The sequence below is a fragment of the Rhodoferax sp. P2_H8_2 genome (assembly GCF_056403235.1).
Map to the genome: position 1 here is coordinate 1 of NZ_JBFUFW010000002.1, position 21,655 is coordinate 21,655.

Sequence of the window (21,655 nt, forward strand, 5' to 3'; positions counted from 1 at the left end):
CGGCTTTACTGACACGTTCGTTCAGTGATTTGGTACTTACGCAAAGTTTTTCTATAAGTGCCATCTTGAGAGACCTGATCAAAGGCGCGGCGCCACTGGGCAATCTCAGCATCGGGCATTGCCAGATTCCCTGCAAGCCAAATACCACGCGAGTAGATTGGTTTACCTATACTGAATTCGCTGGGCTTCAATCCCGCTTGAGTCAGTTCGTAGACACTGATTTCTTGCGTCCCGAAAATGACGTCAATCACGTGCTTTTGCAACATCTTGACCAAGTCTGCGTAGTCATTCCCTTCRATGACATTCGGCAGTTTCAGACTCTTTAGTAAGCCCTGGCTTGGAGACGCGCGTAGAACTCCAACTTTGTATTTTTTAAGACTTTCGCCATGATCTAGATCACCAACGAAAGAACTTAAGGCCATGAAACCCACAACTCGACAGTGGAGTTGAACAATCCATCGGTATTCATCTTCGCGTTCTGRGGATCTATCCATTGGGAAGATGACAGCATGAGGTTGACTCTTTGCAATCATCTGGCTTCTCGCCCAAGGAAAAAACTCAACCTTAGCGTTYGGGATACCCATGCGCTTGGACATRTYCASCAAAATCTCGCCAATGGCTCCGGGYGCGTTTGCCCCCGTTTCAATTGTGAAGGGTGGATACGGCAACGTCAGTAGACGCGGCGATGTCTCTTCGGGCGCACAAATCGCCGTACGGGCGACAGTACTAATGATTGTCACCGCGAAGAGTTTTAAGATTGAACTTGTCATCCTTAACTTTATTGTTGTCCAACGGGTTTAGTGTGGGCGCATTCGCTGCAAATTGCAAGACGAACAGCTGTATTCCTTAGCTCATTCAAATACACACTGCGTATGCCGACGGTATCCACCGCCACTCTGGAAGTGGCTGAGCCACAGGATGTTCGATCGCCCTGTCAAGGGGCACTGCAATGTTGGCTCAATATTGCAGATTTGGTGGAAAAATGGATCTGAAAAAATTGGACGATCTTGTAGTGCCACTCCCGGCTCGCAGCATCAATCGAGACGAAGCTGAAGTGCGTCAATTGAGATGCAATGCTTCAAAGCGGTCATCCGCAGAGGTCCGCAACTGTCCCTGACTTATCGCAGCGACCGAACTACCTACAGTGCATCGGTCAACCCGCCGTCAGTCAGGATGGTGCGCCCCGTTATCCAACGCGAATCGTCCGAAGTCAGAAAGACGACTGCGTCGGCAATATCTGCCGGCTCTCCAATGCGGCCTGCGGGCGTCGCGGCAATGACAGCCTGACGACGGGCTTCGGGGGTAGCAGCTGTCATGTCTGTGCTGGTCATGGATGGTGCCACCGCATTGACGGTGATTCCGCGTGCGCCAAGTTCCTTAGCGAAGGCATTGGTCAAGACAGAGACGGCGGCTTTACTTGCCGCGTAAATCGCCGTTCCGGGACGTGGCGTGTAGATGAGGTTGCTGGAAACATTGACAATGCGCCCACCCGCAGCGGGGAAATGCGGTACAGCAGCCTGGGTCATATTCAGGACACCGCCCATGTTGACGCTGAACACGCGACTGACATGCTCAGCGTCGATGGCGCCAAAATTGCGCGCTTCAAACACACCGGCGTTGTTGACCAGGATGTCGATATGGCCGAATTGGGCCACGATCGCGTCTATCGCGCTCTGCGCCGCGGCCTGATCGGCCACATCTGCCGCGAACGCTGTGGCCGTGCCGCCGGCAGTCCTGATGGCGTCGACGACCGAATCGGCCCGAGCGTCATTGCCGCGATACACAATGGCTACGGCCGTGCCTTGCGCAGCGAGTTTTTTGGCAATCTCTGCGCCGATACCGCGTGAGCCGCCAGTAACAACTGCAATTTTGTTGGTGACCATGATTTTTATTCCTGTGGGTTAGAGTGGATTTGGTGTGACTGACTGCACCGGCTTAGGAAATTTCTGACACAGGCGGGGACGCCACCGACCCAAACTTCCCGGCATGAAAGTCGCGCACTGCAGCATCGAGCGCCGCCTCGCTTTGGTAGACAAACGGCCCGCGAGAAATGACGGGCTCATCGATCCGTTCGGCAGCCAGTACAACGCAGTGCGCTTCTTCACCAGCGCGCAGAGTGAAGATGCCGTCACTGCCGTTGGCACTGGCACAAAGGGCTTGATCGGCCCGCAACTCCGTGTCGCCGTCCACGACAACGCTGCCTTGGACTACGTGCACCCACGCGTTCCATTCGCCTAGCAAAGGCACTTCAATGGATGCGCCTGGCTTTTCAAACCGTACGTCGAGCATCAGGATGGGGCGGGGTGCCGGGATTGGGGAAGACCGCCCCTGGAAATCTCCAGCAACGACGCGCACACGCACCCCCTCCGCTGTCTGGACGACGGGCATCCGGTCATGGCCTATGTGGAACGAATCCGGCGGCAGTCGCTTCAGGGATGCCGGCAAATTCACGAAAATCTGCAGCGCATGAATGTGCGCCGATTTCACCGGAAGCTGGGTATGCAGGATCCCGCGACCCGCCAACGTCCAATGCAGGTCACCGGCACCGAACGTCGCATTGTTACCAATCGAGTCGCGGCTCTCCATGGAACCCTTCGTGTCATCGAAAACGAGCGTGACTGCAGAAAACCCCGCGTGGGGGTGAACTTCGAAAGTGGGCTGCCACATATGGAAGTGATCCACCATCACGAAAGGTGACATCGCCGTGCCGCCGAAAGCGTCGTGCCGGAACTGCGCGATGGTGCATCCGTCGCCTACTGCCTGCGCCGTTGCCGTCGCCACCTTTGAAAACTGGATGCTCATGGCTGTCCTCACTGATTCTTGGATTGCGGGGTGCTCTTCAACTGCCAGACCAACGTCGCGATGGGAATGTCCAGGGCGTTGTAAACGTCAGCCAATTGAACAACTGCTTTTTTAGTGAAAGACGTCGACATCTGAGGCTTCTGAAAGCTGAGAACTGAACTGTATGGATTTACTCATCGTTCGAGAAGCCAGAGAATGTCTGACGCATCGTTTTAAAAAATGGGATGATGGTGGGGTGTTGAACCTGACAGACGTTTTCTATTTCGTGCAAGTGGTGAACCATGGCGGATTTACCGCTGCCGCGCGGGTGCTGCGCGCGTCAAAGTCGACTTTGAGCCTGCGTGTGCAGCAGCTTGAGACAGATCTCGGAATCCAGTTGCTCAATCGGAACTCCCGAAAACTCGGATTGACGCACGTGGGCGACGACTTCTACCGCCATGCGCAATCTCTACTTAGGGTGGCCGAAGAGGCGGAGAATTTCGGCCGACAGCGACAGAGTGAACCGAGTGGCACGATCCGCATCACCTCGTCCGTGGCGGTTGCGCAGTTTGCATTGCGGAACATTCTTCCTGACTTCATGCGCATGTATCCGAAAGTCAGTATTGAGCAGCACGCGTCCGACGTGATGGTGGATATTGTTGGAGAAGGGTACGACCTGGCGATTCGCGCTCACACCGGCCCTCTGCCTGATTCGTCACTCGTGCAGCGTAGGTTGGCAGAGGTTCCTTGGTATTTGTTCGCCTCTCCGACCTATCTCGATGACAAAGGTATTCCGCATCGCCCCGACGATCTAGTGACCCACAACACCATCGCACACGGCCGGGGAACGACGAAAAGCTGGTCACTTCGATTCGAGGAAGAACCCGCCACCATGGTGCCAATTAGCGCGCGCTTCGTGAGCAACGACATGGTCGCATTGAAGCAGGCTGCCTGTGCCGGCCTGGGCGTTGTCGTGCTTCCCGGCTACGTATGCCGAGAGGACGTGGCGGCGGGAAGGCTGGTCCGGGTGTTGCCACAATGGCGCGCAGCCGACTCGCATCTGACCGCCGTACTACCTACTCGGCTGGGTTGGCTGCCCTCGGTACGGGTATTCTTGGATTACCTGGTAGACGAACTGCCCCGCGCAGTCGAGTGACCCCACACGAGGCCAGCAGAAATCGAATCGGTTGGGCACTGCAGCAATGTCGTCTTTCTCTAAAGCAGACATCCGCTGAAGACGGCTTGTGGCCCGGAGTGGCCATCCCACAAGGCCGCAAATATGCAGCAGTTACCTGCGTTGTAATCGCAGGGCCTTCAATTCCTGGCTCAACCATTGGCCGGCAGGTTGCGGCTCCGCCCTCCCACATCGCACCAGATATTCCTTGCCGCTGGAACTGCTGCTGCTCGCACCCTTCTCGATGAACTGCTCCGCAGTCTGCACCATGTTCTTGTCGATCAGATAGTCGAGTTTGCGCTGCAAATGCGCTCGGGCCTCTTTGCCAGAGTACCAACTGCCATTGCGCTGAAATTCGCAACCCGATGTCTCCAGTCGGGTCAACAAGCCGTCGATCTCGGTGCGCACCGCTATGGTAATGAAGGGGGCCGCAAAGGCGCACAAGGAAAAGCTGAGTGCAGCCACGGTGGTCAGAATTCGGTGTTGCATGGAAATATGGATTTGCTTGACTCAACACTTTAACCATTCGGTGCCCGCTTTGAACGTGATCATTACTGCACGATGTTCTGTATGTATCTGCTCGCTCGGCTTGATCCGATAATGCGCCATCCATCGCCTATTGAAACCACCATGCCCCACACCACGCTCATTTCCGTAGACCAGTTGAAAGCCCTGCAGTCCGGCGGCCAAGCCTGCATGGTGTTTGACTGCAGCTTCGATCTGATGAATCCCAACCAGGGCCCGGCCCAATACGCAGAGGCGCACATCCCTGGCGCGGTGTATGCGAATCTGGACACGGCTTTGAGTGCCAAGGGCGATCCAGCAAGAACCAACGCCGCATCCGGCGGCCGCCACCCTCTTCCCTCGCGCGATAACTTTGCCGCATGGCTGGGCAGCGTAGGCTTTGGTAACGGCATGCAAGCTGTGGTTTATGACCGCCAGGGCGTCAATTACGCCGGGCGGTTGTGGTGGATGCTCAAGTGGATGGGGCACGCGAATGTGGCGGTGCTGGATGGAGGCTTTCAGGCGTGGCAAGCGGCGGGTTTACCGGTCACCGCAGGCACTGAAGCTGTGCGGGCGGCAACAACATTCACGGTTCAGGCGCCGCTGGTCAAACTGGTGGATGTGACAACCGTACTGAGCAAGCTCGGCAGCGCCAAGCAGCACGTGCTGGACGCACGTGCCACGCCGCGCTTCAGGGGCGAGGTCGAGCCGATTGATCCGGTGGCAGGCCATATTCCCGGCGCGCTGAACCGTCCGTTCCCAACCAACATCGGCGCCGATGGGCGCTTCAAGCCCGCAGCGCAATTGCGTGCGGAGTTTGAAACATTGCTGGGCAAACGTGCATCAGAAGACGTGGTGCACCACTGCGGCAGTGGTGTCAGTGCGGTACCGAATATTCTGGCGATGGAGATTGCCGGATTGACCGGCAGCGCGCTGTTTGCGGGAAGCTGGAGCGAGTGGGTCGCCGACCCGCAAAGGCCGGTCGCCAAGGGCTAGTGTTTTAGTGGCCGCCGTGGGCCAGGCCGCTCACCAGCGTCACAAGCACGATGCCGGATAGCAACCACGTAACTTGTGCCGCCGTCTCGCGCAGGCTCAGGTGCTTTTGCAATTGCGGGATCAAATCTGCCAGCGCTACATAGACAAAGCTGCTGGACGCGACGACCAGAAAGTACGGCAGGTAATCCTGCAACTGATCGACCAACCAGTAACCTGCCAAACCGCCGATTGCCGTTACCGCCCCCGCCAGTGACACCTTGATCAGCGCAGCGCGCTTGTTCGATGTACCCGCGCGCAACACCATCAAGTCGCCCATATGGTGCGGTACCTCGTGTGCCAGCACGGCAACTGCGGCGATGGCGCCCAGGCGCATGTCGGCCATGAAGGCGGACGCAATCAGCACGCCGTCGCCAAAGCAATGCACGCTGTCGCCAGTCAACACGGCCCAGCTACCGGCCGCAGGCTTGGCATCGCCGTGGTGGTGTGCGTGGCCATGATCATGCGAATGGTCAGGGCCGCCATGCTCGCCGTGGTGATGTTCATGCCCGTGGTGCCACAGCTCGGCTTTGTCCAGCAAGAAGAAAAACACCAGCCCGATCAGCAGTGTCAAAAACAGGTCTTTGGCGGCGGCTTGGCTCTCAAAGGCTTCGGGCAACAAATGCATGAAGGCCGTGGCCAAGAGCGCGCCAGCTGCCAGACTCAGCATGTGCTGGGTGTAGCGCGACAGCGGCCCGAAACTCAGGGCCGCTGCCAGCCAGACACTGCCAATACCGGCAGCCAATGTGCCGATCAGAATCGCCAGAAGTGTCAAACCACACCCTTGTCTTTGAACCAAGCCAAAGCGCGCTGGAAGCCGTCTTCCGCTGCGATCTTGTTGTAGCTGGCACGGTAGTCGGCGTGGAACGCGTGGCCGACTCCGGGGTAGACCACAAACTCGGAGGCCTTGGCCGCCTTGTTGCCTTTGGCTGCTGCTGCGGCCAGCGCGTCCTTCATTTCATTGATAGTGGTCAGCGGAATGCCGCCGTCGGCGCCGCCGTACAGGCCCAACACCGGAGCCTTCAGGTTGCCAACCAATTCGATCGCGCTCTTAGGGGTCAATGCCGAAGACGTGCCGACCACAGGGCCGTACCAGGCCACGGCTGCCTTGACCTTGGGGTTGTGCTCCGCAAACAACCAGGTGGCGCGGCCGCCGCGGCAAAAGCCGGTGACGCCGACTTTCTTCAGGTTGCCACCGTTCTCACCGGCCCATTGCACCATCGCATCCAGATCGCCCAGCATCTGCGCATCGGGCACTTTGTTGGCCACTTCGGCCAGCAGCTTGCCGATATCGGTGTAAGAAGCCGCATCGCCTTGGCGCGCGTACAGGTCGGGCGCAATCGCCAGATAACCGGCCTTGGCAAACCGACGGCAGACGTCAGCGATGTATTCATGCAGGCCAAAGATTTCCTGGATCACGATGACGACTGGCAGGTTCTTTTTGCCAGCGGGCGCGGCCCAGTACATCGGAACAGGATAGTTTTCTACTTCAACGACGGGTGTTCCAAATGCGAGGCCAGTGGTCGGCGTCTTGATCGCGGTTTGCGCCATGATGGGCATGGCAGCGGCCGCGTAGCCCACGCCAATCGCTGCCTTCAGCGCGGTGCGGCGGGTGGCTCCCTGCTCGGTCGTTTTGCCGGGCAACAGGGAATTGATGTCTTGCTGGATCTCATTGAGCATGTGGGTCTCCAAATCAGTAAGTAATCCGTGGATGAAATGCCGCGCCAGTGTAGTCAGACTTTTCTGGCACTGCTGTTAAAGGGTTTCCTAATTGTCGTTTCTGCCTTAGCACTAGCGCGAGAAGTGGCCATCCGAACCCAGCTTGAAGACTGAGACCAGTTGCACAAGCTCATGCGCCTGGCCTTTGAGGCTGCTTGCGGCAGCGGCCATTTCTTCCACCAGCGCCGCGTTTTGCTGTGTCGCGTTGTCCATCTGGCGCACTGCTTCGCCGACTTGCGCCACGCCAGACGCCTGCTCGTTGCTGGCGGCGCTGATCTCGCCCATGATGTCGGTCACGCGCTTGATGGAGCTGACGACTTCGGCCATGGTGGTACCGGCCCGGTCCACCAATGCCGTTCCCTGCTCTACGCGCTCTACGCTGGTGCTGATCAGGCTCTTGATCTCCTTGGCGGCTTCGGCAGAGCGCCCGGCCAGGCTGCGCACTTCGGAAGCCACCACTGCGAACCCACGGCCTTGCTCACCCGCGCGCGCGGCTTCGACCGCGGCGTTCAGCGCAAGAATATTCGTCTGGAAGGCAATGCCATCGATCACGCTGATGATGTCGGCAATGCGGCGCGAGGCCTCGTTGATGCCCTTCATGGTTTCAACTACCTCACCGACCACGGCACCGCCTTGTACGGCCACGGTGGACGCGCTTTGCGCCAACTGGTTGGCTTGACGTGCGGAGTCTGCGTTTTGCTTGACGGTGGAGCCCAGCTCCTCCATGGAGGCGGCGGTTTCCTCCAGCGCGCTGGCTTGTTGTTCGGTGCGCGCGCTCAGGTCGTTGTTACCCTGCGCGATTTCAGAAGAAGCGGTTGCCACGCCCTCGGAACCACTGCGCACATTGGCGACCAGTTTGCCGAGGTTTTCCTGCATCTTGGAGAGCGAGCGCAGCATCGTGCCCACTTCGTCCGAGCTGCTCGCACGGATGTCATTGGTCAGGTCACCATCGGCCACGCGCTCGGCCATACGGGCGGCGGCTTTCAGCGGTGTGGCGATGCTATTGGACATGCGCAGCGCCAGCACGATGCCCACGATGACACCAATCACCATCACCGTCCACAGCACGGTGATCGCACTGTTCATGGCGGCCTTGAGTTTGCCGCTGTCGCTGATCTGCATGTCCACCAGTTTTTTGGTGAGTTGGCTGACGGCTGCGCCATAGGTTTCGGGAGTACCCGCCTGTGCGGAAGTGGCGGCAGCCAGCAGGCTTTTCTCTTCTGCAGCAGACGTGATCGCCGACAACTTCTTGACCGGTTCGATATCCAGACCGGGCAACGCGGTTTTCGCCGCCAATGCAACCTTGATCTGTGTGTCCCAGTCACTCGCCAGCGAAAGACGGAAGGCCCGCGAATCCAGTTCTTCGTTGTAGTGGTTGATGGTCGCCAACTGCGATTGCCCCACGCCCGTCACGATGGCCAACAACGCCAGCATGACACCAAAGGCCAGCATCAATCGATTCTTAATGGTCATTTGCATGTGTCTCTTCGTGCGGATATCAATTTAGAAAGTTTCCCAATCGTCATCACCACCAGCAGGGGTGGTTTTGGTGACTTTGGGGGTAGGCGCCGACAACTGCGCTGTCTTGGTTACGCTGGGGCGGGCAGGTGCACCGGCCGCAACCCTGGCGGGCGCTGCGGGCCGAGGACTCTGCGGCCTGAAAGCCGCTGCTGGTTTTGACTTGATTGGGGCCGCTACACGCGGGGCCCGGTTCATGGCGTGTTGGTCGCCCAAATTGAAGGTCGCCACCACCTGCACCAGGTCCTGCGCCTGGCTTTTGAGGCTGGAAGCGGCCGCGGCCATTTGCTCTACCAACGCTGCATTTTGTTGCGTGGCCTGGTCCATTTGCGTAACCGCTTCACCAACCTGCGAGACGCCAGCCGACTGCTCGTTGCTGGCTGCACTGATCTCGCCCATGATGTCGGTCACACGTTTGATCGAGCTGACGACCTCTGCCATCGTGGTTCCCGCCTGGTCCACCAGGGCAGTACCCTGCTCGACCCGCTCCACGCTGGCACCAATAAGGCTCTTGATTTCTTTGGCAGCCTCCGCAGAGCGCCCGGCAAGGCTACGCACCTCGGACGCCACCACGGCAAAACCACGGCCTTGCTCTCCGGCCCGGGCCGCTTCCACTGCGGCGTTCAGCGCCAGGATATTGGTCTGGAACGCAATGCCGTCGATCACGCTGATGATGTCGCTGATCTTGCGGCTGGAATCGTTGATGCCCTTCATGGTCTCCACCACCTGGCCCACGACTTCACCGCCTTTGACGGCCACGGTGGATGCGCTCATCGCGAGCTGGTTGGCCTGGCGCGCAGAGTCTGCATTGGCTTTGACGGTGGAACCCAATTCCTCCATGCTGGCCGCCGTTTCCTCCAGCGCGCTGGCCTGGCTTTCCGTGCGTGCACTGAGGTCGTTGTTGCCCTGTGCGATTTCGGCGCTGGCGGTGGCTACGGATTCAGAACCGGTGCGCACATTGCTGACAACTTTGATCAAATTGGTTTGCATGTCCTGCAGGCTGCTGAGCAACTGCCCGACTTCATCCTTGCGCTGGTTGTCGATCCGGGTGGTCAGGTCGCCTTCAGCGACTCGGCGGGCAACCATGCTGGCCTGGTTCAGAGGACGCGTAATGCTGTTGGACAGGAGCCATGCAACGATCAATCCGAAAAAAAGACTGACGCCCCCCAAGGCAATCATCAACGTTCGGCTTGCGCCGTAAATTTCATCGATGGACTTGCCGATTTCGTCAATTTCCTGTCGCTGCATCAGCAGCAACTCTTCAATCTTGCCCTGGTAGGACTTTCCAGCCGGCACAAACTTCTCTTCCATCAGTTTCAGAGACTCTTCCGCTTTGCCCTCTTTCTTGAGATTGACGACAGCGTCTCTCACCTCGATGTAAGCCTTGCGTTGCTCTCCAACGGCAGCAAACAGGGCCTTTTCCTTGTCACTGTCCATCAATACTTCAATCTGCTTTTGGTATTCCGTAGAGCTTTTGGTGGATGCGGCCTGGTCTTCGGCAAAGAACGCGGCAAGAGACGGGTCACTGCTGCGCGCGATGGCCGATGTGCGGCGAATACCTGCGTAAATATTGCGGTACCAGTCGCCGATGATGCGCTCGGTCTTGATCGGACTGGCAATCATCTGTCTGGTGGCATCGGCTACCGCATTCAGGCGCGACAGGCTTACCAGGATGATGACAATGGACAACGCCAGAATCAGAGCGAAGGCCACGCCCAGACGCTTGCCTACCGATACGTTATTGAAAAAGGTAGCCATATAAATTCCATTCTTAGTTACATCCAACCACTAGCACACACTGTCACCAGCCTTGCGCATTCTAGGCTTCGCTTCTTAGCGCATCATGACTGCCCAGGCGCAGAATTTCAATGCGCCTTGTCCCAGTTCGGACCTACGCCTACTTCGGCCAATAGCGGCACCTTCAGTTCCGCAACACCCGCCATCAACCGCGGAATCTCGGTCTTGAGCCAATCGACTTCGGCTTCAGGCACTTCAAACACCAGTTCGTCATGGACCTGCATGATCATCTTGGTGGCGCGCTTCTCTTGGTCGAGTACCTGCTGCACCTTGTTCATGCTGAGCTTGATCAGATCGGCTGCAGTGCCCTGCATGGGTGCATTGATCGCTGCGCGCTCCAGGCCCGCCAACTGCGCGCCCTTGGCCGACTGGATGCCGCCAAGCTGCAGGCGCCGGCCAAACACGGTTTCCACGTAGCCTTGTTGCCTGGCCAGTGCGCGGGTGGTCTCCATGTAATTCTTGACGCCGGGGTAGCGCTCAAAATAGCGCGCGATGTAGTTCTTTGCGGCGGTGTTGTCGATGCCCAGATTGCGCGCCAAGCCAAAGGCGCTCATTCCGTAGATCAGGCCGAAGTTGATCACTTTGGCATAGCGGCGCTGCTCGCTTGATACTTGATCCACCGGCACGCCAAAAACCTCGGCGGCAGTCGCACGGTGCACATCCAGACCATTGTGGAAGGCGCTCAAGAGCGCCGCATCGTCGCTGATGTGCGCCATGATGCGCAGCTCGATCTGCGAGTAATCTGCGCTGGCAATCACGGAGCCCTCGGGCGCCACAAAGGCCTCGCGCACGCGGCGACCTTCTGCTGTGCGTATCGGGATGTTTTGCAAATTCGGATCATTGCTCGACAAGCGCCCTGTGACGGCCACGGCCTGCGCGTAGTGCGTATGCACCCGGCCCGTGCGCGGCAGCGCGAGTTGGGCCAGCTTGTCGGTGTAGGTGCCTTTGAGTTTGGCAAGACTGCGGTGCTCCAGCAGCTTGGCGGGCAGCGGGTAATCCTCTGCCAGCTTTTCCAATACTTCTTCATCCGTACTGCGCGCGCCGGTAGCGGTCTTCTTCACTACCGGCATGCCCAACTTGTCAAAGAAAATTTCGCCCAATTGCTTGGGGCTACTCAAGTTGAACGGTTGCCCTGCAATCTCGTAGGCCTCGGTTTCCAGTTGCAGGATGCGCTGGCCCAGCTGGTGGCTCTGCGTGGCCAGGGTCGGCGCGTCGATCAGCACCCCGTTGCGCTCAATGCGGTAAAGCGTTTCGCTGCTGGCGATCTCCAACTCATAAATGAACTTGAGTTTGTCGTTAGCCTGCAATTGCGGCCACAGCACGCGGTGCACATCCAAGGTCTGGTCCGAGTCTTCGCAGGAGTATTCGGCTGCCTTTTCAATGTCGACCTGGTCAAACGCAATCTGGTTCGCGCCCTTGCCGCACAGATCTTCAAATGTGATGCCACTGCGCCCGACATGGCGCTCTGCCAAGCTAGACAGCCCATGCGGCATATGCACTTCCAACACATAGCTTTGCAGCATCGTGTCGTGCGCGTAGCCCTGTACTTCAATGCCGTGGTTGGCAAACACATGGCGGTCGTACTTGATGTGCTGGCCCAGCTTCAGCGCCTTGGGGTTCTCCAGCCAGGGCTTCAGTTTGGCCAGCACTTCTTCGCGGTTGAGCTGTTCGGGCGCGCCGGGGTAGCGGTGCGTCACCGGGATGTAAGCAGCCTGACCAGGCTCCACGCTGAAGGAAATGCCCACGATCTCGGCGCGCATTTCGTCGAGCGAGGTGGTTTCGGTGTCCAGCGCGGTGAGTTCGGCAGCTTGCAGTTTGGCCAGCCATGTGTCGAACTGCTCCCAGGTTAGGATGGTGTCGTACGCTAGGTTGCTGGTACGCGGGGGGGCTGCGGGCGCCGGTGCATCGAACAAGCCAGGGGCGTCGGAAGCTTTCGTGGCAGCGGTGGGCGAGGTAGGTGCGGTGGGCGCAGATAGCTGCGCTTCCAGCGTCTTGACCATGCCTTTGAAGCCATACCGCTCCGCAAAATCGCGCAGATTCGCCGTGTCTTGCGGTTTGGCCACAATCGCGTCCAGCGCGGGCATACCGTCGACCCAACCAGTCAGGTCGCAATCGGTCTTGATCAACAGCAGCGAGCGACCGGTGGGCAGCCAGTCCAGCGTCTTGCGCAGGTTTTCGCCGACCACGCCCTTGATATTGGCCGCGTTGTCCACGACACCCTGCAGCGAGCCATATTCCTGCAGCCATTTGACCGCTGTCTTAGGCCCGACCTTGGGCACGCCCGGTACGTTGTCGACGGCGTCGCCGACCAGCGTCTGGTAATCCAGCATCAGCCGTGCCGGCACACCAAACTCTGCCTCCACACCGGCCAAATCGCGCCGCTTCTGGTTCATCGTGTCGATGATGGTGATGTGCTCATCCACCAGTTGCGCCAAATCCTTGTCGCCGCTGCTGACGATGACTTCAATGCCCTGACGAGAGGCCGCCAGTGCCAGTGTGCCGATCACATCGTCGGCCTCTACACCCGGCACATCCAGCACCGGCCAGCCCAGCAGACGCACGACCTCGTGGATGGGCGCGATCTGGCTGCGCAAATCGTCGGGCATGGGATCACGGTGCGCCTTGTATTCGGGATAAATCGCATCGCGAAAGGTACCACCCTTGGCGTCGAACACGCAGGCCATGTAATCGGCGTGGTACTCCTTGCGCAGCAGCTGCATCATGTTGACCATGATGCGGATCGCGCCGGTCTTTTGCACGGTGCCGTCGGGCAGCGTGATGCTCATGTCGCCGCCGCCGGCAAAGAAGGCGCGGTAGAGGTAGCTGGAGCCATCGACCAGCAGCAGGGTTTTCTTGGTTTCACTCATGGTGACTATTGTGCCCCCACGCACCGTGAAAACAGAGCCCTACAATGGACGCATGGCAGTCTATACAGAGGTTTCCCTAGCGGAAGCCGGCACTTTTCTTCACGATCTCGGTCTCGGAACCCTTCAATCGATGGAGGGTTGCTCGGGCGGCATCGAAAACACCAACTACTTCGTTACGACGGACCAGGGCGCTTACGTGCTCACGCTGTTCGAGCGCCTGACGGCCGAGCAGTTGCCGTTCTACCTGCGGCTGATGAAGCATTTGGCAGTACATGGCATCCCGGTGCCAGACCCTGCCACCAACCGCGATGGCGATGTGCTGCACAGCCTCAATGGCAAACCCGCTGCGGTAGTGAACCGCTTGCGCGGCAAGAGCGAGTTGCAACCGCAGGCCGAACATTGCGCTTTGGTCGGCGCCACGTTGGCCCGGATGCACCTGGCGGGCCGCGACTTCACGATGGCGCAACCCAATCTGCGCGCGCTGCCCTGGTGGAACGAAACGGTACCCGTCGTGTTGCCGTTCCTGCAGCCTGAGCAGGCCGCTCTGCTGAAGAGCGAACTGGCCTACCAGAACCATGTAGCAAGCCTATCGGCCTATACCGCTTTGCCGCGCGGCACCGTCCACGCCGACCTGTTTCGCGACAACGTGATGTTTGCACCCCAAGAAGATGCCAACGCGCCGCTCGCACTGTCGGGCTTCTTTGATTTCTATTTCGCGGGTGTCGATAGCTTCTTGTTTGATATCGCCGTATGTCTCAACGACTGGTGCATTGACCTGGCAACCGGCGTGGCCGACATGGAACGCACCGAAGCATTCCTGGAAGCCTATGGTGCGGTACGTGCTTTGCTGCCACAGGAGCGGCAGTTGCTGCCTGCGCTGGCACGCGCCGGCGCATTGCGCTTCTGGCTGTCTCGGCTGTGGGATTTGCATTTGCCGCGCGAAGCATCGGTATTGACCGCGCACGACCCCTCGCACTTTGAGCGCGTCCTGCGCCAGCGCGTGGCCCATCCACTCACCATGCAGCGCGCGCTGGAAGACGCGGAGGCAATGGCATGAAGCTGAATATTGTTCCTGCACGCACGGGCACGCTGTGGGTGCGTCTGGGCATTCGCACCTTCCTGCGCCAGCCGCTGGCGATGAGTGGCCTGTTCTTCCTGTTCATGGCTGCCATATCGGTGCTCGGCTTCATCCCCTACGCAGGCAGCGTGCTATCGCTGGCCTTACTGCCTGCCGCCACCCTCGGACTGATGGCCGCAACGCGCGAGGCCACACTGGGTAACTTCCCGATGCCCACGCTGCTGGTCACGGCCTTTCGCGCGGAGCGCAGCCAGGCGCGCGCGATGCTGTTGCTGGGCGTGCTGTATGCCGTGAGCATCCTGTTGGTACTGGGCGTCTCCACACTGGTAGACGGCGGCAAGTTTGCCAAGCTGTACTTGCTGGGCGGAGCACTCACACCCGAGCTACTGCAGGAAACCGAATTTCAGTTGGCGACGCTGGTCGCACTGGCGCTGTATATGCCACTGTCCATGGCATTTTGGCACGCGCCCGCGCTGGTGCACTGGCATGGTGTGCCCGCAGTCAAGAGCTTGTTCTTCAGCCTGGTGGCGTGTGTGCGCAACTTCTGGGCGATGACCGTGTACAGCCTGCTGTGGGGCGCCGTGGCAGTTTCGGTGGTCACGCTGGTTACGGTGATTGGCGCCACGTTGGGCGGCCCGGAGCTGGTAGGCACGCTACTATTTCCTACAGCGCTGCTGCTGGTCGCAATGTTCTTCACATCCATGTATTTCACCTTTCGAGACAGTTTTGGCGAAGAATCAGTTCCAGGAGAAACACCATGACACAACACACCCTGCAAGGCCGCACCGAATCCGAGGTCCTCTGGTTCCAGCGGCGTGACTTCCTGAAAGCTGCGACGGCCTGGAGCGCGTTGGGCGGCGCCGGCGGCGCACTGGCCGCGGGAGCAACCAACGTGGTGCAGCTGGTCGGTGATGCGACCGTCAACGGCATGCGCCTGAACCGGGAGCAAAGCATCCAGACCGGCGACCAGATCGTTACCGGCCCCGGTTCTACATTGATTTTTGTGCTGGGCACGTCGGCATTCCACGTGCGGCAGAACTCGATGATGCGGGTGGAGCGCGGCGCATCGCTGAGCGCAGTCAGTTTCCTGCGCCTGTTGACCGGTGCAGTGGTCAGCGTCTGGGGCCGTGGCCCCTACCGCCAAATCGTCACGCCCACCATCACCGCCGGCATTCGCGGCACCGGCGTGTACACGGAGGTGTTTGCCAACCAGGGCGGTCGCGGCTATGTCTGCAACTGTTACGGCACGGTAGAAATGTCTGCCGGCAACGACCGCGCGCTGAGCAAGGCGGAATATCACCAGGCGTTTTGGGGTGAGGTTGAGCCCAAGGGCGGCCGCATGCTGACGCCCGCCAAGGCCATCAACCATACCGACGAAGAACTGGAATACCTGGCGCGGCTGGCGAATCAGCGCACCGCGTGGGAAATCCTGGGACGCAAGGGTGTCAAGGACGGCATGGGCTATATGGACAGCCAGCCCGATGCCACACATCCGGCGATGCGAACAACGAACAAGTAAAGGCCTATGGCTAAGGATTTCTCCGGCATGGAGGACAGCAACCGCTCCTCCAATCCCAGCATCCACGACATCTCTCACCTGGACCGGCGCAGCCTGCTGCGCGGCGGCCTCGGTGCGCTGGCCAGCGGCCTGCTGGCACCCTTGGCGGCCTACGCGTCCCCCAGCCCCTCTACCCCAACCTTTCTTGGCTTTGCCGGCGTGGCGCCGTCTGCGGCCGACGCAGTCAGCCTGGCAGCGGGCTACTCGGCCCAGGTGATCGCGCGCTGGGGCGACCCGGTCGGCATTGCCGGCGCGCTGCACGCGTTTGCACCCGATGCCAGCAACAGCGCAAAACAACAGGAAGCCCAGTTCGGCATGCACAACGACGGCATGCAGTTCTTCCCATTGAAAGGCGCCGCGGACCACGGCCTGCTGGTGATGAACCATGAGTACACCGATGAGGGTCTGTTGTACCCAGATGGTTTTGCGAACTGGAGCCTGGAAAAGGTGCGCAAGGCCCAAGCCGCACATGGCATCTCGGTCTGCGAGGTACGCCGTGACAAAGCGGGTCTTTGGCAGATCGTCGCCCCATCGCGCTATGCACGCCGCTTCACGGCGAACACGCCGTTTGCGATGCGCGGCCCGGTCGCGGGCCATGCTCTGGTGCAAACAACTGCCGATCCAGAAGGCCGCACCGTACTGGGCACGCTGAACAACTGCGCCGCTGGCATCACGCCTTGGGGCACCTATTTGAGCGGCGAAGAAAACTTCATCGAGTATTTCAGCGGCAGCGACAAGCCGACCGCGCACGAAAAACGCTGGGGACTGAAGAAGGATGGCAAGGGCGGCGACTACCGCTGGCACGAACACGACCCGCGCTTTGACGCAACGCGCAACCCCAACGAGCCCAATCGCTTTGGCTGGATCGTCGAAGTCGACCCGTACGATCCCACATCAACTCCGGTCAAGCGCAGCGCGCTGGGCCGCGCAGCCCATGAGGGCGCAACCACCGCCGTCACAAAGGACGGTCGCGCGGTCGTCTACATGGGCGAAGACGCGCGTTTCGAATACATCTACAAATTTGTCAGCCGCGACAAAATCAAACCCGGCGGCGCCAAGGCCAACCAGGAACTGCTGGACCATGGCACGCTATATGTGGCCCAGTTCAATGCGGATGGCCGCGGCCAGTGGCTGCCTTTGGTCCATGGCCAAGGTCCGCTGACGGCGGCCAATGGTTTTGCCGACCAAGGCGAAGTATTGGTCAAGACCCGCCAAGCCGCTGACCTGCTGGGCGCGACCAAGATGGACCGGCCGGAATGGGTCGCCGTTGACCCGGACGGCTGGGTCTATTGCACGCTGACCAACAACACACAACGCGGTGTAGGCACGGACCCCGGCGTGGACGCTGCCAACCCGCGCGCCAACAACAGCATGGGCCAGATCATTCGCTGGAAAGGCGATGGCGACCACAGCGCAAGCACCTTCAGCTGGAACCACTTTGTGCTGGCGGGTGACGCCAGTCTGTCGCGCGCCGAAGCACAGGGCAATGTCAAGGGTGATGCCCTCGCCTGCCCGGACGGCCTCTGGGCCGATGGGCGCGGCTTGCTGTGGATTTGCTGCGACATGTCTTCATCACGGATGCACAAGGGCGACTACAAAAACCTGGGCAACAACGCGCTGTTGGCAGCCGATACGCGCACGGGTGAAGTGCGCCGCTTTCTGGTCGGCCCTACAGGTTGTGAGCTGACCGGCGCCTGCGGCACACCGGACGGCAAGACTTTGTTTGTCAACATCCAGCACCCTGGCGAAGCGGCATTGGACCGCAACAACCCGGCCAATCCGCGCGCGATCTCCAACTGGCCGGACTTCCTGCCCAATGGCCGGCCGCGTTCGGCCACGTTGGTGATCCGCAAAAACGATGGCGGACTGATAGGTACTTGAGACTGGGAACTGAGCCGTTGCCCTTGTGCACGGCCGTCATCGGGCAGTCACAACATCGTCACACACGACCGGTACAAACGGGCCACGCCCCAATGCCGGGGCGCATCACAACGATGTACACCCATGGCCAAAGATTTTTCCCTGATGGAGGACAGCAACCGCTCCTCCAACCCCAGCATCCACGACGTCTCCCACCCTTCGCGCCGCACACTGTTACGCGGCAGCCTGGGTGCGATGGCAAGCGGCTTGCTGGCTCCGCTGGGCGCAGTGAGTGCCGCCGCTTTGTCGGCCTGCGCGACCACCGGTACAAGCCAGGGACCCTTGCTGGGCTTCAAGAGCGTTCCGATCTCGGTGACCGATGAGGTCGCCGTGCCCGAAGGCTATTCAGTGCAGGTGATCGCGCGCTGGGGCGATGCAGTCGGTCTGTCCGGCGAAGACCATGCCTTCAAGGAAGACGCGAGCAACACGGCGCAGCAACAGGAAACCCAATTCGGCATGCACCACGACGGCATGCACTACTTCGCACAAGACGGTTCGAAGAGCGGCCTCCTGGTGATGAACCACGAATACTTCGATGGCGGCCTGCTGTTCCCCGATGGCATGACCAACTGGAGTGCGGAAAAGGTGCGCAAGGCGCAGGCGGCAGTGGGAGTGTCGGTCTGCGAAATCGAAGACACAGCGGGTGCGTGGAAGGTGGTCAAGCCCTCGCCATGGGCGCGCCGTATCACCGCAACGACCCGCACAGAAATGTCCGGCCCGGCAGCGGGACACGCGTTGCTGCAAACTGCCGCCGACCCCCAGGGCCGCGTTGTGTTGGGCACGCTGAACAATTGCGCCGCAGGCATCACGCCCTGGGGCACTTACCTGACGGCGGAAGAGAACTTCGTTGACTTCTTCGGTGGCAGTGAACCGCAAACTGCGCACGACAAACGCTGGGGTCTGAAAGCCAAGTCGCCCTACCGCTGGAACGAATTTGATGCGCGCTTTGATACCAGCAAGAACCCGAACGAGCCGAACCGCTTTGGCTGGATTGTGGAGATCGATCCGTCCAACCCCAGCTCCACGCCGCTGAAGCGCACGGCTCTGGGCCGCGCTGCACACGAGGGCGCGACGACTGCCGTCACACCCGATGGCCGCGCCGTCGTCTACATGGGCGAAGACGCGCGCTTCGAGTACATCTACAAATTTGTCAGCCGCGACAAGATCCAACCCGGTGGCTTTGCCGCTAACCGCACATTGCTGGACCATGGCACGCTGTATGTCGCCCAATTCAACGACGACGGCAAGGGCCAATGGATTGCCCTCACGCATGGCCAAGGTCCACTAACCACTGCCAACGGCTTTGCCGATCAGGGCGAGGTGCTGATCAAGAGCCGCCAGGCCAGCGACCTGCTGGGCGCAACCAAGATGGACCGGCCTGAATGGATTTCGGTGGACAGAGAAGGCTGGGTTTACTGCACGCTGACCAACAACAACCAGCGCACCGCCGACAAGGCACCCGGCCTGAACGCGGCCAACCCGCGCGTCAACAACACCATGGGCAACATCATCCGCTGGAAGGAAGATGTCGATTTCAGCGGCACCCGCTTTGCGTGGAACCACTTCGTGCTGGCCGGTGACCCGGGCCTGGACCGCGCAGACGCGAAGGGCAACGTCAAGGGCGACATGTTTGCCTGCCCCGATGGCCTGTGGACCGACAGCCGCGGCGTGCTGTGGGTGCAGTGCGATATGTCCACGTCCAACATGGGCAAGGGTGATCTGAAGAGCCTGGGCAACAACATGATGATGGCGGCCGACACCAAAACCGGCGAAATCCGCCGCTTCCTGGTCGGACCTATGGGTTGCGAAATCACAGGTGCTACCGGCACGCCGGACGGCAAGACCATGTTCATCAACATCCAGCACCCGGGCGAGCCAGCCTCCGAACTCAGCAACCCGCAAAACCCGCGTGCCATCTCCAACTGGCCCGACAAGAACCCCAACGGCCGGCCACGCTCGGCGACGGTGGTGATTCGCAAGAAGGATGGCGGACAGATAGGCACCTGAGCGAAAACTGTAATGGATTGACAATGGACGGGTTGCTTTTTTGCGAACCCGTCCATGCTCACCACCACACTGCGCGCACTGGAGGCGTTTCCCGACCAACTGGAAGCGCATTACGCCGCCATCCCTGCGGCCTACCAACACTGGGCACATGCTTCCTGGGACGGCGTGCCCAGCGAGCCGCTGACCGCAATAGAACAGATCTGCCATGTGCGCGACATCGAGATCGATGGCTACCACATGCGCTTTAGCCGAACGCTGGCCGAACACCACCCAACGCTGGCGTCGATTGACACCGAAGCGCTGGCGCGAGAACGTGCCTATGGCAGCGCCGATGTTGACGCCATGTTTGCCGAATTCCGTGTGGCGCGCGCAAAGACATTAGTGTTGCTGGCGAATCTGCAACCAGAGCAGTTCCTGCGCACCGCGGTTTTTGAGGGCTATGGCCCGTTAACGCTCAAGAGCCTGGTGCATTACCTCTGCAGCCATGACCAGCAGCACCTGGCCGGGCTGCAATGGCTGCTGGGCAAAATAGACGCCGCGCAAGTGGCCGCCTAGCCACGGGCAAGCAGCATTGCTGCTTTTCAAGACCTACTTTGCCGCAGGGCGCACACGCTCCATCAACAAACGGTACTCCGCAGCTAGCACCGCTTCATTCGGTCCATGCCCCGCTTGGGGAACAATCACCATCGCTTTGTCTGGCGCTTGCAGACTGTCAAAGTAAGGCTGCGTCACGGACAGCGGCGTCAGCAAATCTTCCTTGCCCTGCACGAGGTACACGGGTATCTCAAAACGCAGACCCATACCTGGCAGATCGACATGGGACAGCATGCCGTCTCCCTTCATCCCGACGAACTGCACAAACGAATAGTCTTCACCGGCTTCCGCGTCGGCCAATGCGGCGGCCGTGGCGTATTGCGGTGCGGGCGCCCACCAGCTCGCTGGTGCGGGCGTGGTGACTTTCCCTTCGTAGACACGGATGGCACGGCGCAGCACGCCAAACGCACGCGGGTTGGTGCGCGGTGGCGGGCCGATGGCTTCGAGCGCGGCCACAGTTTTCGCATCGTCTGCTTGCTTCGCAATCGCCAGCGTCTGGGAATAGCTTGCGGCCTCGTTGGCGGTGCGGCTGACAAACTGCGAGGTGCCCACATAGGCGTAGAACAGATCAGGACGCCGCTTGGCCATATGCACCGCGAGGATGCTTCCCCAGGAATTGCCCATCAGAATGATCTTGCGCTGAGTCAGATGGCGTCGCAAAAACTCGGCCACTTCGACGCCGTCACTGGCCATGAGGTCCAGCGTCAGCGCAGATTCTGCGGTAGACGGAGTGCGCCCGAATGTTTTGCCGGCACCGCGCTGATCCCAGTGCACGATGGTGAAATCCTTGGCCCAGGCGGCATACATGGCGTCTGAATAAGGGCTCAAGGGATTGCCCGGCCCGCCATGCACGACCAGAACCACCGGGTTGGCGCGGTCTTCGCCGCGAATTGTGATCCATTGCTCGATGCCGCCTATCGACTGAAATCCGTCCTCAGAAATACCGCGGTCGGCGGCATTTGCGCCCAGAACGCAGAACGCGAGTACCAGCACACTGAACCATTTTTTGAGCATTGCAATTTCCCGGTAAGTTGTTGAACAGCGGGAAGTATTGGTTTTTGGGTGCTCAAAAGCGCCCCAAATGATGAAATGAGACCTCCAAACCG

18 protein-coding genes are annotated in these 21,655 nt (G+C 59.9%); 8 read left to right on the forward strand and 10 right to left on the reverse strand.

What is annotated here, in order from left to right; translation table 11 throughout:
• Positions 1 to 5 precede the first annotated feature (5 nt).
• From AC1DV6_RS02905 to AC1DV6_RS02915, 3 genes are all read right to left on the reverse strand, one after another.
• The gene (locus AC1DV6_RS02905) at positions 6 to 422 is read right to left on the reverse strand and encodes a hypothetical protein (RefSeq protein WP_477974957.1); all 417 of its coding nucleotides are present in this window, start codon (positions 420 to 422) and stop codon (positions 6 to 8) included.
• A gap of 717 nt (positions 423 to 1,139) precedes the next feature.
• Positions 1,140 to 1,883, reverse strand: coding sequence for an SDR family NAD(P)-dependent oxidoreductase (locus tag AC1DV6_RS02910; RefSeq protein WP_477974959.1), 744 nt, complete (start codon positions 1,881 to 1,883; stop codon positions 1,140 to 1,142).
• A gap of 52 nt (positions 1,884 to 1,935) precedes the next feature.
• Positions 1,936 to 2,802 (reverse strand): pirin family protein, encoded by an 867-nt coding sequence (locus AC1DV6_RS02915; protein WP_477974961.1) that lies wholly within the window; start codon positions 2,800 to 2,802, stop codon positions 1,936 to 1,938.
• 163 nt (positions 2,803 to 2,965) lie between these two features.
• Here AC1DV6_RS02915 and AC1DV6_RS02920 point away from each other — a divergent pair, with 163 nt between their 5' ends.
• Positions 2,966 to 3,937: a LysR substrate-binding domain-containing protein gene (locus tag AC1DV6_RS02920; protein ID WP_477974963.1), complete on the forward strand. Its 972-nt coding sequence runs from the start codon at positions 2,966 to 2,968 to the stop codon at positions 3,935 to 3,937.
• A 132-nt stretch (positions 3,938 to 4,069) separates the two neighbouring features.
• On the opposite strand, the gene AC1DV6_RS02925 is transcribed toward AC1DV6_RS02920, so the two are convergent.
• Positions 4,070 to 4,444 (reverse strand): YfeK family protein, encoded by a 375-nt coding sequence (locus tag AC1DV6_RS02925; protein WP_477974965.1) that lies wholly within the window; start codon positions 4,442 to 4,444, stop codon positions 4,070 to 4,072.
• Positions 4,445 to 4,585: 141 nt separating this feature from the next.
• Between AC1DV6_RS02925 and AC1DV6_RS02930 the strand changes: the two genes are divergently transcribed.
• Entirely contained in the window at positions 4,586 to 5,455 is an 870-nt protein-coding gene (locus AC1DV6_RS02930) for a sulfurtransferase (RefSeq protein ID WP_477974967.1), read from the forward strand.
• A gap of 4 nt (positions 5,456 to 5,459) precedes the next feature.
• On the opposite strand, the gene AC1DV6_RS02935 is transcribed toward AC1DV6_RS02930, so the two are convergent.
• From AC1DV6_RS02935 to polA, 5 genes are all read right to left on the reverse strand, one after another.
• A complete protein-coding gene (locus AC1DV6_RS02935) occupies positions 5,460 to 6,266 on the reverse strand; it encodes a ZIP family metal transporter (RefSeq protein WP_477974968.1) in 807 nt (268 codons plus the stop codon).
• A complete protein-coding gene (locus AC1DV6_RS02940; protein WP_477974970.1) occupies positions 6,263 to 7,171 on the reverse strand; it encodes a dienelactone hydrolase family protein in 909 nt (302 codons plus the stop codon). The genes AC1DV6_RS02935 and AC1DV6_RS02940 overlap by 4 nt, the downstream gene beginning before the upstream one ends.
• A gap of 111 nt (positions 7,172 to 7,282) precedes the next feature.
• Positions 7,283 to 8,689 carry a methyl-accepting chemotaxis protein gene (locus tag AC1DV6_RS02945; RefSeq protein WP_477974972.1) on the reverse strand — a complete coding sequence of 469 codons (1,407 nt, stop codon included), beginning with the start codon at positions 8,687 to 8,689 and terminating at the stop codon, positions 7,283 to 7,285.
• A 24-nt stretch (positions 8,690 to 8,713) separates the two neighbouring features.
• Positions 8,714 to 10,486, reverse strand: a complete 1,773-nt coding sequence (locus AC1DV6_RS02950) for a methyl-accepting chemotaxis protein (protein WP_477974974.1) — start codon at positions 10,484 to 10,486, stop codon at positions 8,714 to 8,716.
• Positions 10,487 to 10,593: 107 nt separating this feature from the next.
• Complete coding sequence (gene polA / locus AC1DV6_RS02955; protein ID WP_477974976.1) at positions 10,594 to 13,392, reverse strand: DNA polymerase I; 2,799 nt, start codon at positions 13,390 to 13,392, stop codon at positions 10,594 to 10,596.
• Positions 13,393 to 13,444: 52 nt separating this feature from the next.
• On the opposite strand from polA, the gene AC1DV6_RS02960 reads away from it, so the two are divergent.
• The 6 genes from AC1DV6_RS02960 to AC1DV6_RS02985 all read left to right on the forward strand — a co-directional run bounded on the left by AC1DV6_RS02960 (position 13,445) and on the right by AC1DV6_RS02985 (position 20,510).
• Positions 13,445 to 14,449: a homoserine kinase gene (locus AC1DV6_RS02960; RefSeq protein ID WP_477974977.1), complete on the forward strand. Its 1,005-nt coding sequence runs from the start codon at positions 13,445 to 13,447 to the stop codon at positions 14,447 to 14,449.
• On the forward strand, positions 14,446 to 15,231 hold the full coding sequence (locus AC1DV6_RS02965; RefSeq protein ID WP_477974978.1) for a BPSS1780 family membrane protein: 786 nt from the start codon (positions 14,446 to 14,448) through the stop codon (positions 15,229 to 15,231). Before AC1DV6_RS02960 ends, AC1DV6_RS02965 begins: the two co-directional genes overlap by 4 nt.
• The gene (locus AC1DV6_RS02970; protein ID WP_477974979.1) at positions 15,228 to 15,989 is read left to right on the forward strand and encodes a FecR family protein; all 762 of its coding nucleotides are present in this window, start codon (positions 15,228 to 15,230) and stop codon (positions 15,987 to 15,989) included. Before AC1DV6_RS02965 ends, AC1DV6_RS02970 begins: the two co-directional genes overlap by 4 nt.
• Before the next feature lie 6 nt (positions 15,990 to 15,995).
• Positions 15,996 to 17,909, forward strand: a complete 1,914-nt coding sequence (locus AC1DV6_RS02975) for a PhoX family protein (protein ID WP_477974980.1) — start codon at positions 15,996 to 15,998, stop codon at positions 17,907 to 17,909.
• A 123-nt stretch (positions 17,910 to 18,032) separates the two neighbouring features.
• Complete coding sequence (locus AC1DV6_RS02980; RefSeq protein ID WP_477974981.1) at positions 18,033 to 19,955, forward strand: PhoX family protein; 1,923 nt, start codon at positions 18,033 to 18,035, stop codon at positions 19,953 to 19,955.
• Between the two features lie 54 nt (positions 19,956 to 20,009).
• Complete coding sequence (locus tag AC1DV6_RS02985) at positions 20,010 to 20,510, forward strand: DinB family protein (protein WP_477974983.1); 501 nt, start codon at positions 20,010 to 20,012, stop codon at positions 20,508 to 20,510.
• Between the two features lie 33 nt (positions 20,511 to 20,543).
• On the opposite strand, the gene AC1DV6_RS02990 is transcribed toward AC1DV6_RS02985, so the two are convergent.
• Positions 20,544 to 21,563 carry an alpha/beta hydrolase gene (locus AC1DV6_RS02990; protein ID WP_477974985.1) on the reverse strand — a complete coding sequence of 340 codons (1,020 nt, stop codon included), beginning with the start codon at positions 21,561 to 21,563 and terminating at the stop codon, positions 20,544 to 20,546.
• Between the last annotated feature and the right edge of the window lie 92 nt (positions 21,564 to 21,655).